This is a genomic window from Cronobacter sp. HA18003 (assembly GCF_011605905.1).
GTDB classification, from domain to species: Bacteria; Pseudomonadota; Gammaproteobacteria; order Enterobacterales; family Enterobacteriaceae; genus Cronobacter; species Cronobacter sakazakii.
In genome coordinates this window covers 488,701-505,466 of the sequence record NZ_JAANQO010000023.1, presented here as the reverse complement: position 1 = coordinate 505,466, position 16,766 = coordinate 488,701, and the positions used below count along the sequence as shown (strand labels likewise).

The 16,766-nt window shown below is 58.4% G+C and carries 12 protein-coding genes; 11 read left to right on the top strand and 1 reads right to left on the bottom strand.

The genetic code is table 11. The annotated features are described in order from the left end of the window. Window positions 1-179: 179 nt before the first annotated feature. From csrD to tldD, 8 genes are all read left to right on the top strand, one after another. Window positions 180-2,120, top strand: a complete 1,941-nt coding sequence (gene csrD / locus G6041_RS16375) for an RNase E specificity factor CsrD (RefSeq protein ID WP_012125989.1) — start codon at window positions 180-182, stop codon at window positions 2,118-2,120. A 307-nt stretch (window positions 2,121-2,427) separates the two neighbouring features. Further along, window positions 2,428-3,471, top strand: coding sequence for a rod shape-determining protein MreB (gene mreB, locus G6041_RS16370; RefSeq protein ID WP_004385136.1), 1,044 nt, complete (start codon window positions 2,428-2,430; stop codon window positions 3,469-3,471). 61 nt (window positions 3,472-3,532) lie between these two features. Then, window positions 3,533-4,540 carry a rod shape-determining protein MreC gene (gene mreC, locus G6041_RS16365; RefSeq protein WP_004385135.1) on the top strand — a complete coding sequence of 336 codons (1,008 nt, stop codon included), beginning with the start codon at window positions 3,533-3,535 and terminating at the stop codon, window positions 4,538-4,540. Continuing rightward, complete coding sequence (mreD, locus tag G6041_RS16360) at window positions 4,540-5,028, top strand: rod shape-determining protein MreD (protein ID WP_004385134.1); 489 nt, start codon at window positions 4,540-4,542, stop codon at window positions 5,026-5,028. The genes mreC and mreD overlap by 1 nt, the downstream gene beginning before the upstream one ends. Before the next feature lie 9 nt (window positions 5,029-5,037). Beyond that, window positions 5,038-5,613 (top strand): Maf family protein, encoded by a 576-nt coding sequence (locus tag G6041_RS16355; protein ID WP_012125988.1) that lies wholly within the window; start codon window positions 5,038-5,040, stop codon window positions 5,611-5,613. A gap of 5 nt (window positions 5,614-5,618) precedes the next feature. Then, window positions 5,619-7,088: a ribonuclease G gene (rng, locus tag G6041_RS16350; RefSeq protein WP_004385132.1), complete on the top strand. Its 1,470-nt coding sequence runs from the start codon at window positions 5,619-5,621 to the stop codon at window positions 7,086-7,088. Between the two features lie 60 nt (window positions 7,089-7,148). After that, window positions 7,149-10,949: an AsmA2 domain-containing protein YhdP gene (gene yhdP, locus G6041_RS16345; protein ID WP_041460618.1), complete on the top strand. Its 3,801-nt coding sequence runs from the start codon at window positions 7,149-7,151 to the stop codon at window positions 10,947-10,949. A gap of 85 nt (window positions 10,950-11,034) precedes the next feature. Further along, the gene (gene tldD, locus G6041_RS16340; protein ID WP_004385130.1) at window positions 11,035-12,480 is read left to right on the top strand and encodes a metalloprotease TldD; all 1,446 of its coding nucleotides are present in this window, start codon (window positions 11,035-11,037) and stop codon (window positions 12,478-12,480) included. 40 nt (window positions 12,481-12,520) lie between these two features. On the opposite strand, the gene aaeR is transcribed toward tldD, so the two are convergent. Beyond that, the gene (gene aaeR / locus G6041_RS16335; protein ID WP_004385129.1) at window positions 12,521-13,465 is read right to left on the bottom strand and encodes an HTH-type transcriptional activator AaeR; all 945 of its coding nucleotides are present in this window, start codon (window positions 13,463-13,465) and stop codon (window positions 12,521-12,523) included. A 174-nt stretch (window positions 13,466-13,639) separates the two neighbouring features. Here aaeR and aaeX point away from each other — a divergent pair, with 174 nt between their 5' ends. The 3 genes from aaeX to aaeB are packed head-to-tail and all read left to right on the top strand — an operon-like array spanning window position 13,640 to window position 16,756. Further along, complete coding sequence (gene aaeX / locus G6041_RS16330) at window positions 13,640-13,843, top strand: p-hydroxybenzoic acid efflux pump operon protein AaeX (RefSeq protein WP_004385128.1); 204 nt, start codon at window positions 13,640-13,642, stop codon at window positions 13,841-13,843. A 7-nt stretch (window positions 13,844-13,850) separates the two neighbouring features. Next, window positions 13,851-14,783, top strand: coding sequence for a p-hydroxybenzoic acid efflux pump subunit AaeA (gene aaeA / locus G6041_RS16325; protein ID WP_014729772.1), 933 nt, complete (start codon window positions 13,851-13,853; stop codon window positions 14,781-14,783). 5 nt (window positions 14,784-14,788) lie between these two features. Beyond that, window positions 14,789-16,756, top strand: a complete 1,968-nt coding sequence (gene aaeB, locus G6041_RS16320) for a p-hydroxybenzoic acid efflux pump subunit AaeB (RefSeq protein ID WP_004385126.1) — start codon at window positions 14,789-14,791, stop codon at window positions 16,754-16,756. Window positions 16,757-16,766 lie beyond the last annotated feature (10 nt).

Sequence of the window (16,766 nt, the reverse complement as noted above, 5' to 3'; positions counted from 1 at the left end):
TCGCATATTGAAACGTTATGCCGATTTGCCGCAAGAAAACTGCATAGCCGCGCCACCATTTCTGGTAGTATGCGCGGTTCGATATTCAAAGTTAGCACTCACTTTCAACCTGTCCATTAGCGTGAAGAACCGAAAGGCGGTTCCCCCGCGTGACACCCAACCACGGAGTTAACACAAGGATGCGCTTAACGACGAAATTCTCCGCTTTTGTCACGCTGCTGGTCGGTATGGCGATGCTGGTGACGCTGCTTGGCTGCTCACTCAGCTTTTTTAACGCCATTCAGCATAAAGTGACGCAGCGCGTCGCGTCGGTGGCTTCCATTGTGGATAACGAGCTGGTTTCCCAGTCTCCGCAGATGATGCAGTCACGGCTTGATGAAATTATGGTGCCGCTGGATATCGTGCGAATCGAGTTCGCGCTGGGCGATAAAATTGTGTTCAGCCATACGAGACCCGAAAGCTATCGGGAATCGCCCTTTCAGACCCGTGCCCGCCAGCTTTCTGTTCCTTTGATTAAACACCCCGGCATGACGCTGCGTTTAACCTGGCAGGATCCGCTGGCCAACTATTATCGTTCTCTGTTGACTACCGCGCCGCTGACGCTGGCTTTTGCCCTGATGGTCATCATCATTTATATCTCCGTACGCTGGATCAAACGCCAGCTTGCAGGCCAGGAACTGCTGGAAGGCCGCGCGGTGCGCATCCTCAATGGCGAACGTGGCGCGAATGCGCGCGGCAATATTCATGAATGGCCCACCCACGCCAGCAGCGCGCTGGATGTCTTGCTGACCGAATTACAGCGTGCCGGAGAACAGCGCAGCCGCATGGATACGCTGATCCGTGCCTTCGCAGCCCAGGATGCCAAAACCGGGCTGAGCAACCGCATCTTCTTTGATAATCAACTGGCGACCCTGCTAGAAGAGCAGGATAACGCCGTGACGCACGGCGTGGTGATGATGATCCGCCTGCCAGATTTCGACATGCTGCGTGATAGCTGGGGAAAAACCGCCGTTGAAGAGTATCTCTTCACGCTTATCAACATGCTTTCTACTTTTATTATGCGCTACCCCGGCGCGCTGCTGGCGCGGTATTTCCGCAGCGATTTTGCCGTACTGTTGCCGCACCGCACGCTCAAAGAAGCCGACAGCATCGCCAGTCAGTTACTGAAAGCGGTGGGGGCGCTGCCGCCGACCCGGATGCTGGACAGCAGCGATATGCTGCATATCGGCATCTGCGCCTGGCGCAGCGGACAGACGACAGAACAGGTCATGGAACACGCGGAAGTGGCGACCCGCAACGCGGTATTGCAGGGCGGCAACGGCTGGGCGGTCTATGACAGTACGCTGCCGGACAAAGGGCGCGGTAACGTGCGCTGGCGCACTTTAATTGAAAACGCACTGCAGCGCGGCGGCCCGCGTTTTTATCAAAAACCGGCCGTATTGCGCGACGGCTATGTGCATCATCGCGAATTAATGTGCCGTATTTTTGACGGTGAAGAAGAGGTGCTGGCGGCAGAGTATATGCCGATGGTGCAGCAGTTTGGTCTGGCAGAACAGTATGATCGCCAGCTGATTACCCGCGTTCTGCCTTTCCTGCGCTTCTGGCCGGACGAAACGCTGGCGCTGCCGGTCACGGTCGAGTCGCTTATCCGTCCGCCGTTCCAGCGCTGGCTGCGCGATACGCTGATGCAGTGCGAAAAATCGCATCGAAAACGCATTCTTTTTGAACTTGCCGAGGCAGATGTTTGTCAACATCTCAGCCGTTTACAACCGGTTGTGCGTTTAATCAGGGCGCTTGGGCTTCGCATCGCGGTGGTCCAGGCGGGATTAACGGTGGTCGGCACGGCCTGGATAAAAGCGCTGGATGTGGAAATCATCAAGCTGCATCCGGGGCTGGTGCGGGATATCAACAAGCGCACCGAAAACCAGCTTTTTGTACAGAGTCTGGTGGAGGCGTGCAACGGAACGCAGACGCGGGTTTTTGCCGCCGGCGTCAGAACCAAAAGTGAATGGCAGACGCTGGTCGAGCGTGGCGTGACGGGAGGTCAGGGCGATTTTTTTGCCGCCTCGCAACCTCTCGATACTAATGTGAAAAAATATTCGCAAAGATACTCGGTTTGACCTGCCGTTTAACTTGTTTTCACGTAGAATAACGCGCGCTGCATCTTAAGGGGGCGTACGCCTGCCGGCCAGAGTGTCGCAGCATATTAACGCAGGCTTTCATTCTTCACGTATAAGACGTCGTCGGGCCAGCAACGCTCACGAAATCGTCAGCCGGAAAGGCCGGGGCGACGACGGTTTAACAGAAGAAAAGCCGCACTATTTTTCACCGATGCAGAACATTTTTTGCGCCTTGTCGCTGCTTCGTGTGGTTGGTAAAGTAAGCGGATTTTGTTTTCCGCCCCAGCTTTCAGGATTATCCCTTAGTATGTTTAAAAAATTTCGTGGCATGTTTTCCAATGACCTGTCCATTGACCTGGGTACCGCGAATACCCTTATCTATGTAAAAGGGCAAGGCATCGTACTGAATGAGCCTTCCGTGGTCGCCATTCGCCAGGATCGTGCCGGCTCGCCGAAGAGCGTCGCGGCCGTTGGTCATGAAGCGAAGCAGATGCTTGGCCGTACGCCGGGCAATATCGCCGCTATCCGCCCGATGAAAGATGGCGTGATCGCCGATTTCTTTGTCACGGAAAAAATGCTTCAGCACTTCATTAAGCAAGTGCACAGCAACAGCTTTATGCGCCCGAGCCCGCGCGTGCTGGTATGTGTGCCGGTCGGCGCGACTCAGGTTGAACGCCGTGCTATCCGCGAATCCGCACAGGGCGCAGGCGCGCGTGAAGTGTTCCTGATTGAAGAGCCGATGGCGGCCGCGATTGGCGCGGGCCTGCCGGTGTCTGAAGCGACCGGTTCTATGGTGGTGGATATCGGTGGTGGTACGACCGAAGTGGCGGTTATCTCCCTGAACGGCGTGGTGTACTCCTCCTCCGTGCGTATCGGCGGCGACCGCTTTGACGAAGCCATCATTAATTATGTGCGCCGTAACTACGGCTCGCTTATCGGTGAAGCCACCGCTGAGCGTATCAAACATGAAATCGGCTCCGCCTACCCGGGCGACGAAGTCCGCGAAATCGAAGTTCGCGGCCGTAACCTGGCAGAAGGCGTTCCGCGCGGTTTCACCCTGAACTCTAACGAAATTCTCGAAGCGCTGCAGGAACCGCTGACTGGTATCGTCAGCGCCGTTATGGTCGCGCTGGAACAGTGCCCGCCAGAACTGGCTTCCGACATCTCCGAGCGCGGCATGGTACTGACCGGCGGCGGCGCGCTGCTGCGTAACCTTGACCGTTTGCTGATGGAAGAGACCGGCATTCCGGTCGTGGTGGCGGAAGATCCGCTCACTTGCGTGGCCCGAGGCGGCGGCAAGGCGCTGGAAATGATCGACATGCATGGCGGCGACCTGTTCAGCGAAGAGTAACAGCCGCAGGAAAGGGCAACTCAGGTTGCCCTTCTTGTTGGTTTGGGAATACGCATAGCCTATGAAGCCAATTTTTAGCCGTGGCCCGTCGCTACAGATTCGCCTTATTCTGGCGGTGCTGGTGGCGCTTGGTGTCATCATCGCCGACAGCCGCCTCGGTACGTTCAGTCAGATTCGGACGTACATGGATACCGCCGTCAGTCCTTTCTACTTTATCTCCAACGGTCCACGTGAATTACTCGACAGCGTCTCGCAAACGCTGGCGTCCCGCGATCAGCTTGAGCTGGAAAACCGGGCGCTGCGTCAGGAGTTGCTGCTGAAGAACAGCGAAATTCTGATGCTTGGCCAGTACAAGCAGGAAAACGCGCGCCTGCGCGAACTGCTCGGCTCGCCGCTGCGTCAGGATGAACAGAAAATGGTGACGCAGGTGATCTCGACCGTCAACGATCCTTACAGCGATCAGGTCGTGATCGATAAAGGCAGCGTCAATGGCGTTTATGAAGGCCAGCCGGTCATCAGCGATAAAGGCGTGGTGGGTCAGGTGGTCGCCGTGGCGAAACTTACCAGCCGTGTGCTGCTTATCTGCGACGCCACCCACGCGCTGCCTGTTCAGGTGCTGCGTAATGACATCCGCGTGATCGCGGCCGGTAGCGGCTGCACCGACGATTTACAGCTGGAGCATCTGCCTGCCAATACCGATATTCGCGTCGGCGATGTGCTGGTGACGTCCGGTCTCGGCGGCCGTTTCCCGGAAGGGTATCCGGTTGGCGTGGTCTCATCCGTGAAGCTCGACACCCAGCGCGCGTATACCGTCATTCAGGCGCGTCCGACCGCCGGTCTGCAACGTTTGCGCTATCTGCTGCTGCTGTGGGGAGCCGATCGCGAAGGTAAAAATCCGATGACGCCGGAGGAAGTACATCGCGTGGCGAACGAACGCCTGATGCAGATGATGCCGCAGGTACTGCCATCGCCGGATGCGATGGGGCCGCCTGCGCCTGCTGCGCCAAACGCGGGATCACCCACCGCGACGCCGTCTGGCGGCGCGTCTCCCGCACAGGGAGGACAGTAGTGGCGAGCTACCGTAGTCAGGGGCGCTGGGTTATCTGGCTCTCCTTTTTAATCGCGCTGCTGTTGCAGATTATGCCCTGGCCGGATGCGATTATCGTTTTCCGGCCTAACTGGGTGCTGCTGATTCTGCTCTACTGGATCCTCGCGCTGCCGCATCGCGTAAATGTTGGCACGGGTTTTGTGATGGGTGCCATACTGGATCTTATCAGCGGCTCTACGCTGGGGGTTCGCGCCCTTTCACTAAGTATCATCGCCTATCTGGTCGCGCTGAAATTTCAGCTTTTCCGCAACCTGGCGCTCTGGCAACAGGCGCTGGTCGTGATGCTGTTGTCGCTGGCGGCGGATATTATCGTCTTCTGGGCGGAATTCCTGGTTATCGATGTGGCTTTCCGGCCTGAAGTCTTCTGGAGCAGCGTTGTGAATGGCGTGCTCTGGCCGTGGATATTCCTGCTGATGCGCAAAGTACGCCAACAGTTTGCTGTACAATAAAGGACAGATATGACAGATCTTTATCTCGCCTCGGGCTCACCGCGTCGTCAGGAGCTGCTGGGAATGCTGGGCGTTACGTTTGAACGTCTGGTGCCGGGAGTTGAGGAACAGCGCGGCGCGCAGGAAGCGCCGCAGGATTATGTCACCCGTCTGGCCCGCGACAAAGCCCGCGCTGGCGTCGCGCTGGCCGCGCGCGATCTCCCTGTGCTTGGCGCCGATACGATCGTCGTGCTGGATGGCGACGTGCTGGAAAAACCGCGCGACGCCGCCCATGCGGCAGAGATGCTGCGCAGGCTCTCCGGGCAAACGCATGAAGTGATGACCGCCGTCGCGCTTGCTGATAAACAGCGCGCGTGTGAGCGTCTGGTCATTACCCGCGTGACGTTCCGGGCGCTGACGGTGCAGGATATCGCGGCGTATGTCGAAAGCGGCGAGCCGATGGACAAAGCGGGCGCATACGGGATTCAGGGGCTGGGCGGCTGTTTTGTCAGACGTATAGAAGGAAGCTACCACGCGGTGGTAGGGCTTCCGCTGGTAGAAACCTGGGAATTGCTGAGCGAATTCAACTCACTGCGTGAGGGATAAACAAGATGACGGCTGAATTGTTGGTTAACGTTACCCCGTCGGAAACCCGGGTGGCGTACATTGATGGCGGTATTTTGCAGGAAATTCACATTGAGCGTGAAGCGCGCCGCGGGATAGTAGGCAATATCTACAAAGGTCGGGTCAGTCGCGTTCTTCCGGGAATGCAGGCGGCATTTGTAGATATTGGCCTCGATAAAGCCGCGTTTCTTCACGCCTCCGACATCATGCCGCACACCGAATGCGTGGCGGGCGACGAGCAGAAAAACTTCACCGTTCGCGATATCTCAGAGCTGGTGCGCCAGGGGCAGGATCTCATGGTGCAGGTGGTGAAAGATCCGCTCGGCACCAAAGGCGCGCGTCTCACCACCGACATCACGCTGCCGTCGCGCTATCTGGTTTTTATGCCGGGCGCATCGCACGTCGGCGTCTCTCAGCGTATTGAAAGCGAAACCGAGCGCGAGCGCCTGAAACGCATCGTGGCGGATTACTGCGACGAGCAGGGCGGCTTTATTATTCGTACCGCCGCCGAAGGTGTGTGCGAAGAAGATTTGGCGTCTGATGCCGCCTATCTGAAACGCGTCTGGACCAAAGTGATGGAGCGTAAAAAGCGCCATCAGACGCGCTATCAGCTTTACGGCGAACTGGCGCTGGCCCAGCGCGTGCTGCGCGATTTCGCGGTCGCCCAGCTTGACCGCATCCGCGTCGATTCCCGTCTGACCTATGAAATGCTGCTGGAATTTACGGCGGAGTATATGCCGGAGATGACCAGCAAGCTTGAGCACTACAGCGGCCGTCAGCCGATTTTCGATCTCTATGACGTCGAGAATGAAATCCAGCGCGCGCTGGAGCGTAAAGTGGAGCTCAAATCCGGCGGCTATTTGATCATCGATCAGACCGAAGCGATGACGACGATTGATATCAACACCGGCGCTTTTGTCGGCCATCGCAATCTCGACGACACCATTTTCAACACCAATATCGAAGCGACGCAGGCGATTGCCCGCCAGCTGCGTCTGCGCAATCTCGGCGGCATTATCATCATCGATTTCATCGATATGAGTAATGAAGATCACCGCCGCCGCGTGCTCCACTCGCTTGAGCAGGCGCTGAGCAAGGATCGCGTGAAAACCAGCATCAACGGCTTCTCGCAGCTCGGCCTGGTGGAGATGACCCGCAAACGCACCCGCGAAAGTATTGAACATGTGCTGTGTAATGACTGTCCAACCTGTCATGGTCGTGGCACCGTGAAAACGGTAGAAACCGTCTGCTACGAAATCATGCGCGAAATCGTGCGCGTGCATCACGCTTACGACTCTGACCGCTTCCTGGTCTACGCGTCGCCTGCCGTGGCGGAGGCGCTGAAAAGCGATGAATCCCATGCGCTGGCCGAAGTGGAGATTTTTGTCGGTAAACAGGTTAAGGTGCAAATCGAACCGCTCTATAACCAGGAGCAGTTCGACGTGGTCATGATGTAGCGCACAGCGGTCGACTGTGTGAGTGAAGGTACCGCCGCGGCGGCTGACAAGGAGAGAAGGGTGAGGCGACTGCCGGGCATTTTGCTACTCACAGGCGCAACGCTGATTGTTATCGTCGCACTGATGGTGAGTGGACTGCGCCTCGCGCTGCCACATCTCAACACCTGGCGGCCCGTGCTGCTGGAGAAAATCTCCAGCGCGACCGGCGTTCCCGTACAGGCGAGCCATGTTGACGCCGCCTGGCAGACATTCGGCCCGACGCTCGACGTGCGTGATATCCGCGCGCAGCTCAGCGACGGCGGCAGCGTGTCCGTCAGGCGCGTCACGGTCGCGCTGGATGTCTGGCAAAGCCTGCTGCATCTGCGCTGGCAGTTTCGCGATCTCACCTTTTACCAGCTCCAGGTGCGTACCAACACGCCAATCAAACAGCGCGAAGGCGGCAACCCGCTGGAAGGCAACAAACTCAGCGATCTCTTCTTCCGTCAGTTCGATCACTTCGATCTGCGCGACAGCACGCTCAGCTTCATTACGATTTCCGGCCAGCGCGCCGAACTCGCCGTTCCCCAGCTAACCTGGCTTAACGGGAAAAACCGCCACCGCGCCGAAGGCCAGGTGAGTCTCTCCAGCCTTACCGGCCAGCATGGCGTGATGCAGGTGCGTATGGATCTGCGCGATGACAACGGCCTGCTGAATCGCGGTACGGTCTGGATGCAGGCGGATGATGTGGATGTTAAGCCCTGGCTTGGCCAGTGGATGAAAGATAACGTCGATCTGACCAGCGCGCAGTTCAGCCTCGAAGCGTGGATGACGCTGCGTGACGGCGAAGTGGCGGGCGGCGATATCTGGCTTAAGCAGGGCGGCACGACATGGCGTGGCGAGGATCGCAATCATCGTCTTTCGGTGGATAATCTGACCGCGCACATCAGCCGTGCCGATGACGCCTGGCAGGTCGCCATCCCGCAGACGCGCGTGACCGTGGACGATAAGCCCTGGCCCGCAGGTTCGCTGAATCTGGCCTGGCTTGCCGATCAACCGGTCGACGGCGACAAAGTCCGGCGCAGCGACGAACTGCGCGTACGCGCCAGCCATCTTGAACTGAGCGGGCTTGAAGGGTTTTTACCGCTTGCAACAAGGCTTGCGCCCTCGCTTGGCGAAGTGTGGGGCAGCACGCGCCCGAAAGGGAAAATCGACGCGCTGGCGCTCGATATCCCACTTCAGGCGACCGACAAAACGCGTTTTCTGGCCCGCTGGAGCGATCTCTCCTGGCAGCAGTGGAAACTTCTGCCTGGCGCGGAGCATTTTTCCGGCTCGGTTTCCGGCACGCTGGAGCATGGTCAGGCGATGGTCAATATGACTGACGCCCGGATGCCGTACCAGACGGTGTTCCGCGCGCCGCTGGAGATTGCGCGCGGCGAGGCGACGCTGGACTGGCGCAACGATGCGCAAGGCTTCACGCTTGCCGGTAAACATCTTGATGTGCAGGCGCATTCCCTGTGGGCGCGTGGTGATTTCCGCTATCAGCAGCCGAAGGACGGCCAGCCCTGGCTGGAAATACTGGCAGGCATTAAGACCTCCGATGCCGCGCAGGCCTGGCGCTACTTCCCGGAAAACCTGATGGGTAAAGATCTCGTCGATTACCTGAGCGGCGCGATTCAGGGCGGACAGGTGGAGAACGCCACGCTGGTCTATGTCGGTAACCCGCAGCACTTCCCGTATAAACAAAACGACGGTCAGTTTGAAGTCTATGTGCCGCTGCACAACGCCACCTACGCGTTCCAGCCGGACTGGCCTGCGCTGAAAGATTTCGCTATTAATCTCGATTTTCGCAATGACGGGCTGTGGATGGCGGCGCCGCAGGTCATGCTTGGCGGCGTCACGGGTAAAAACCTGACGGCCGTTATCCCGGACTACTCGCAGGAAAAACTATTTATCGATGCCGATATCGCCGGGCCGGGTAAAGCGGTCGGGCCTTACTTTAAAGAGACGCCGCTTGCAGATTCTCTGGGCACGACGCTGGACGAGCTCCAGCTCGACGGCGATGTGAATGCTCGCTTACATCTCGACATTCCGCTGGATGGCACTATGACGACCGCGAAGGGCGACGTCTGGCTGCGCAATAACGCGCTGTTTGTGAAGCCGCTGAACAGTACGCTACATAACCTGAACGGTAAATTCAGCTTCGTGAACGGCAATCTGCAGAGCGAACCGTTAACGGCCACCTGGTTTAATCAGCCGTTGAATATCGACTTCTCGACCCGTGAAGAGCCGAAAGCTTATCAGGTGGAAGTGAACATGAACGGCGACTGGCAGCCCACGCGCACCGGCCTTCTGCCGAAGCCGATGAACGACGCGCTTAGCGGCAGCATTCCCTGGAACGGCAAAGTGGCGATTTCGCTGCCTTATCATGCGGGTGTGAATTATCAGGTCGACATTAGCGGCGATCTGAAGAATGTAAGCAGTCACTTACCTGAGCCGGTCGAGAAACCCGCAGGTAAAGCGCTGCCGTTTAAAGTGCGCGCGAAAGGCGACCTGAAAAGCTTTGATGTGACCGGCAACGCCGGGGCGGAAAACCATTTCAACAGCCGCTGGCTGCTCGGCCGCAAGCTGACGCTGGACAGGGCTATCTGGGCCTCTGACAGCCGCACCACGCCGCCGCTGCCGGAAAACCGCGGCGTTGAGCTGAATCTGCCTGCGATGGATGGCGCGCAGTGGCTGGCGCTCTTTAACCAGGGCGCGGCCGAGAAGGTCAGCAGCACGACGCTGTTCCCGGAAGCGATAACGCTGCGCACCCCGGCGCTGACCTTTGGCGGACAGCGCTGGAATAACCTCAGCATCATGACGAAGCCGCAGACAGGCGGTACGGAAGTTTCCGCTCAGGGCCGTGAAATTAACGGTCGCCTGCTGATGCGCGACGGCGCGTCGTGGCTTGCGAATATCGACTATCTCTATTACAACCCGAGCCACGCGGATGAAGCGACCACGGTGTTGACCACGTCCTCCGGGCAAAAAACGCAGGCCGTGGATTTCAGCCACTGGCCAAATCTGGCGCTGCGCTGCGCCGAGTGCTGGCTGTGGGGACAGAAATATGGCCGCATCGACGGCGATTTCACCATTAACGGCGATACGCTGTCGCTCGCGAACGGTCTGCTGGATACCGGCTTCGCGCGCCTGACGATGGAAGGCGAATGGGTTAACCGCCAGGATGCCATGCGCACTTCAGTCAAAGGCGTGCTGAAGGGGAAACAACTGGATGCGGCGACCAGTTTCTTCGGCGTGAAAACGCCGCTTCAGGGATCGTCGTTTAATGTCGATTACGATCTCCACTGGCGCGACGCGCCGTGGAAACCGGATGAAGCTTCACTGAATGGCGTGCTGCATACTCGCCTCGGCAAAGGACAGATCGCCGATCTGGGCACCGGCCACGCGGGGCAACTGCTGCGCCTGCTGAGCTTCGATGCGCTGCTGCGCAAGCTGCGCTTTGACTTCAGCGATACCTTCGGCGAAGGTTTTTATTACGACTCGATTCGCAGCACGGTCTGGATCAAAGACGGCATCATGCACACTGAAGATACGCTGGTGGATGGCCTGGAAGCGGATATCGCCATGAAAGGCTCCGTTAACCTGCCCGCCCGGACGCTGGATATGGAAGCGGTTGTGGCACCGGAGATTTCCGCAACGGTCGGCGTGGCGGCGGCGTTCGCCGTGAACCCGATTGTCGGCGCGGCGGTGTTTGCCGCCAGCAAAGTGCTTGGCCCGCTGTGGAATAAAATCTCCGTACTGCGCTATCACATCACCGGGCCAATCGATAAGCCGCAAATCAATGAAGTGATGCGCCAGCCGCGTGCGCAAGCGGCGCAATGATTTGACGCCGCGGCGGAATTACCGCAAGCTCGCCTGATAACCTTTTTCATTGCCCGTGCGGGCAGGACCAAGAGAGTAGCAAATAATGAGTCTGAACCTGGTAAGTGAGCAGCTACTGTCTGCCAATGGCCTGAGCCATCAGGATCTCTTCTCCATCCTGGGCCAGCTTTATGAGCGCCGCCTGGATTACGGCGATCTTTACTTTCAGTCCAGTTATCACGAATCCTGGGTTTTAGAAGACCGTATCATCAAAGACGGCTCTTACAATATCGACCAGGGCGTTGGCGTACGCGCCATCAGCGGCGAGAAAACCGGCTTCGCTTACGCCGATCAGATTAGCCTGCTGGCGCTGGAGCAGAGCGCGCAGGCCGCGCGCAGCATCGTGCGCGAGCAAGGCGAAGGGCGCATTAAGACCCTGAGCGCTGTAGATTATTCGCCGCTCTATACCACGCTCGATCCGCTGCAAAGCATGAGCCGTGAAGAGAAGCTCGATATTTTACGCCGCGTCGATAACGCTGCGCGCGCCGCCGACAAGCGCGTCCAGGAAGTAAGCGCGAGCCTGACCGGCGTCTATGAACTGATTCTGGTGGCGGCGACGGACGGTACGCTGGCGGCTGACGTGCGCCCGCTGGTGCGCCTTTCCGTGAGCGTACAGGTGGAAGAAGACGGCAAGCGTGAGCGCGGCTCCAGCGGCGGCGGCGGCCGTTTCGGCTACCAGTGGTTTATGGAGAATACCGATGGCGAAATACGTGCTGAAGCCTGGGCGAGAGAAGCGGTGCGTATGGCGCTGGTGAACCTCAGCGCAGTGGCGGCACCTGCCGGCACGCTGCCGGTTGTGCTGGGCGCGGGCTGGCCGGGCGTGCTGCTCCATGAAGCCGTCGGTCACGGTCTGGAAGGCGACTTCAACCGTCGCGGCACATCGGTTTTCAGCGGTCAAATGGGCCAACTGGTGGCGTCTGAGCTCTGTACGGTGGTGGATGATGGCACGCTTGCCAATCGCCGAGGTTCTCTCGCGATTGATGACGAAGGCGTGCCGGGCCAGTACAACGTGCTCATCGAAAACGGCATCCTGAAAGGTTATATGCAGGATAAGCTCAACGCGCGCCTGATGGGCGTCGCGCCGACCGGTAACGGCCGTCGCGAATCTTACGCGCACCTGCCGATGCCGCGCATGACCAATACTTACATGCTGGCCGGGAAATCCACGCCGCAGGAGATTATTGAATCCGTGGATTACGGGATCTTCGCGCCGAACTTCGGCGGCGGCCAGGTGGATATCACCTCCGGTAAGTTCGTCTTCTCGACGTCGGAAGCGTATCTCATCGAAAACGGTAAAGTGACGAAGCCGGTGAAAGGCGCGACGCTTATCGGCTCCGGCATCGAGGCGATGCAGCAGATTTCGATGGTCGGTAACGACGTGAAGCTTGATAACGGCGTGGGCGTCTGCGGTAAAGAAGGCCAGAGCCTGCCGGTGGGCGTCGGTCAGCCGACGCTGAAGGTCGATAACCTCACGGTCGGCGGCACGGCGTAAACGTGTAATATCGCCCCTCCGCTCGCGAGGGGCGATACCGTCAGGCACGGCTCTCTTTTCCCTTCACGTTTCTTCCCCGCATCTCCTGATAGACCTGCGCCACTTTCACGAAATAGTCATTAAGCGCGTTGATGCACACCTGCACCTTAAGCGGCAGTTTGTCCTTTTCGGTATAGAGCGCGTAGACCGGACGCGGGTCGGACTGGTAGCGCGGAAACAGGATCTCCAGTTCTCCGCTGTTGATCTCATCGATCACCCACATCAGCGGCACATACGCAATGCCTGCGCCAGCCTTCAGCCAGCGGGAGAGGGTCATCGGATCGTTAGTGACAAAACGCCCCTGCGGCAGCAGACGGGTGGAAATGCCTTCCGGCGCGATAAGCTCGAATTCATTGTCCGGGCGTACGCTATATTCAAGCCATGAATGATTGGCGAGATCGGCGGGTTTTTCCGGCGTGCCCGCCTGGGCGAGATAGCTTTTGGCCGCGCAGACAACCATCGGCATCGAGCCGAGGCGCTTCGAAAACAGGCTGGAATCCTGCAGCGCGCCGACGCGGATCACCACGTCCAGCCCGTCGGCGATGAGATCGGGTGCCGGAATACCGGTCACCAGGTTGACTGACAGCCCCGGATAGTCGCGCAGCATTTCGGCGGTCAGAGACGCCAGCACATTTTGCGCCATGGTTGAAGAACAGCCGATCCGCAGCGTGCCGATAGGGCTATTATTAAAAGCGTATAACTGTTCATGCACTTCCTGTACTTCATGCAGCATACGACGGCAGCCCTGATAGTAGATCCGGCCTGCCTCGGTTAAGCCAATGCTGCGGGTGCTGCGGTTTAACAGCTTGACCTGCAACTCATCTTCCAGTTTCGATACCGTCTGACTGATAGAGGAGACGCTCATCTCAAGCTGCCTGGCGGCGCTGGTAAACGAGCCCAGCTCCACCACTTTGGCGAACACCGACATTCTTTTTAGTCGTTCCATTATTCACTCTGGCTTAAAAGTGATTTAGATCACATATCATAGATAACTTACTATCAGTTACGCTAATATATTATTTCCAACATAACTACACCGCACTCTCGCCCGGCCATTCCTGGTCACTCGTTGCGGAATATAGTTTAAAAATCAATCGCCTGCACGCAAATCAAGGTCAACATGAGTCTTTTTCCGGTCATTGTGATATTCGGTCTTTCCTTTCCGCCGATCTTTTTTGAGCTTCTGCTGTCGCTGGCGATTTTCTGGCTGGTGCGCCGCGCGCTGATCCCGACCGGGATTTACGATTTCGTCTGGCATCCGGCGTTATTTAATACGGCGCTCTACTGCTGTCTGTTTTATCTGCTGTCGCGCTTGTTTGTCTGAGGTTGATGTGAAACTACTAACAACAAAAATCACCCGCACAGCCATCACCGTGGTGCTGGTCGTGCTCGCCTTCATCGCCATTTTTCGCGCCTGGAGTTTTTATACCGAATCGCCCTGGACGCGTGATGCGCGCTTTAGCGCCGATGTGGTCGCCATCGCGCCCGACGTCGCCGGGCTTATCACATCGGTGGACGTGCATGACAACCAACTGGTGAAAAAAGATCAGGTGCTCTTCACTATAGACCAGCCGCGCTACCAGAAGGCGCTGGAAGAAGCCGAAGCCGATGTCGCGTATTACCAGGCGCTGGCCAATGAAAAACGCCGCGAGGCGGGCCGCCGTAACCAGCTCGGCGTGCAGGCGATGTCGCGTGAAGAGATAGACCAGGCAAACAACGTGCTGCAAACCGTGCTGCATCAGCTGGCGAAAGCCGAAGCGACGCGCGATCTGGCGAAGCTTGACCTGCAACGCACCGTGATCCGTGCACCGGCGGATGGCTGGGTCACCAACCTTAACGTTTACACCGGCGAATTTATTACGCGCGGCTCCACGGCGGTGGCGCTGGTTAAGCAGAACAGCTTCTACGTTCAGGCTTATATGGAAGAGACCAAGCTTGAAGGCGTGCGTCCTGGCTTTCGCGTAGAGATTACGCCGCTTGGCAGCAATAACGTGCTGCACGGCACCGTCGACAGCGTCTCGGCAGGCGTGACAAACGCGAGTAGCACCCGTGATGCCAAAGGCATGGCGACCGTCGATTCCAACCTTGAATGGGTGCGTCTGGCGCAGCGCGTACCGGTACGCATTCGCCTCGATAAACAGCCCGGCAACCTCTACCCGGCTGGCACGACGGCGACCGTCGTGGTGACGGGAGAGCGGGATCGTGACCGCAGCCAGGAATCGGCTTTTAACAAGCTGATGCACCGTCTGCGCGAATTCGGCTAATGATGATGGGCTTTTTATCAATCGATCCCCGGCATCTGCGCTTTGCGATAAAGCTTGCGACCGCCATTGTGCTGGCGCTGTTCGTCGGGTTTCACTTTCAGCTTGAGACGCCGCGCTGGGCTGTGCTGACCGCGGCGATTGTAGCAGCGGGTCCGGCGTTTGCCGCAGGCGGCGAGCCGTGGTCCGGCGCTATCCGCTATCGCGGGATGCTCCGCATCATCGGGACATTCATCGGCTGTATCGCCGCGCTGGTGATGATCATTGGCACCATTCGCGCGCCGGTCGTGATGCTGACGCTTTGCTGCATCTGGGCCGGTTTCTGCACCTGGGTCTCGTCGCTGGTGAAAGTCGAGAACTCGTACGCCTGGGGGCTTGCGGGTTATACGGCGCTGATTATCGTCATCACGATCCAGACTGAACCGCTGCTCGCGCCGCAGTTCGCGCTGGAGCGCTGCAGTGAAATCGTGCTCGGGATCTTCTGCGCGATTATCGCCGATCTGCTGTTCTCACCACGCTCCATTAAAAAAGAGATCGACCGTGAACTGGACGCGCTGCTGGTGGAGCAGTTTCGCCTGATGCAGCTCTGCATGGCCCACGGCGACAGCGAAGCCGTGGACAAAGCCTGGGGCGCACTGGTGCGCCGCACCGCCGCGCTCGACGGCATGCGGGTGAACCTGAATATGGAGTCGTCGCGCTGGGTGCGTGCGAACCGCCGCCTTAAGGCGCTCAATACGCTCTCGCTGACGCTCATTACCCAGGCCTGCGAGACGTATCTCATCCAGAACACGCGCCCGGAGTCGATAGCGCCGGAATACCGCGAGCTGTTTGTCGAGCCGGTGGAGACCGCCGCGGACGTCCATCGCCGCCTGAAATTCATCCGCCGCGTGCTCTCCTGGACCGGCGAGCACGACACGCCGGTGACGATTTACACCTGGGTGGGCGCGGCCACGCGTTATCTGCTGCTCAAGCGCGGCGTGATCACCAATGCGAAAATCAGCGCGGTGGAAGAGGACGTATTGACCGACGAAGTGGTGGTTAAAGCGCCGTCGGCGGAGCGCCACCACGCCATGATCAACTTCTGGCGCACGACGGTGTCGTGCCTGCTGGGCACGCTCTTCTGGCTGTGGACCGGCTGGACCTCCGGCAGCGGCGCGATGATCATGATTGCGGTTGTGACGGCGCTGGCGATGCGCCTGCCGAACCCGCGTATGGTATCGCTCGATTTTCTCTACGGGATGCTCGTCGCGCTGCCGCTCGGGGCGTTCTATTTTCTGGTCGTGCTCCCTTCGACTCAGCAGAGCATGTTGCTGCTGTGTATCAGCCTGGCGCTGCTCGGCTTTTTTATCGGCATCGAAGTGCAAAAGCGGCGGCTCGGTTCCATGGGCGCGCTGGCGGGCACCATTAATATTCTGGTGCTGGATAACCCGATGACTTTCCATTTCAGCCAGTTCCTCGACAGCGCGCTCGGGCAACTGGTGGGCTGTGTGCTGGCGATGATGGTAATTCTGGTGATCCGCGATAATTCGCAGGCGCAGACGGGCCGCATGTTGCTGAACCAGTTTGTCTCGGCGGCGGTTTCTTCGCTCACCACTAACAAAGCGCGGCGCAAAGAAAACCATCTGCCTGCGCTGTATCAGCAGCTCTTTTTACTGCTGAGCAAATTCCCGGATGACGTGGCGAAGTTTCGCCTTGCATTGAATCTCATCATCGCGCACCAGCGCCTGCGCGAAGCGCCGGTGCCGGTAAACGACGATCTCTCAGCGTTTCACCGTCAGTTGAGACGCACGGCGGACCGGGTCATTTCCGCCTCCAGCGATGAAAAACGACGCGCGACGTTCCGCCAGTTGCTGGATGAGCTGGCCGTCTACCAGGAGAAGCTGCATGTCTGGGCGGCGCCGCAGTCGGTGATTGATTCTGTGAAGCGGCTGACCGATATGCTTCATAAATATCAGCAGGCGTTTACCAACACGTAATGCCAAAACC

Coding starts and splice junctions, on each gene's coding strand:
- csrD (WP_012125989.1), top strand. CDS start 180: ATGCGCTTAACGACGAAATTCTCCGCTTTTGTCACGCTGCTGGTCGGT.
- mreB (WP_004385136.1), top strand. CDS start 2,428: ATGTTTAAAAAATTTCGTGGCATGTTTTCCAATGACCTGTCCATTGAC.
- mreC (WP_004385135.1), top strand. CDS start 3,533: ATGAAGCCAATTTTTAGCCGTGGCCCGTCGCTACAGATTCGCCTTATT.
- G6041_RS16355 (WP_012125988.1), top strand. CDS start 5,038: ATGACAGATCTTTATCTCGCCTCGGGCTCACCGCGTCGTCAGGAGCTG.
- rng (WP_004385132.1), top strand. CDS start 5,619: ATGACGGCTGAATTGTTGGTTAACGTTACCCCGTCGGAAACCCGGGTG.
- tldD (WP_004385130.1), top strand. CDS start 11,035: ATGAGTCTGAACCTGGTAAGTGAGCAGCTACTGTCTGCCAATGGCCTG.
- aaeR (WP_004385129.1), bottom strand. CDS start 13,465: ATGGAACGACTAAAAAGAATGTCGGTGTTCGCCAAAGTGGTGGAGCTG.
- aaeX (WP_004385128.1), top strand. CDS start 13,640: ATGAGTCTTTTTCCGGTCATTGTGATATTCGGTCTTTCCTTTCCGCCG.
- aaeB (WP_004385126.1), top strand. CDS start 14,789: ATGGGCTTTTTATCAATCGATCCCCGGCATCTGCGCTTTGCGATAAAG.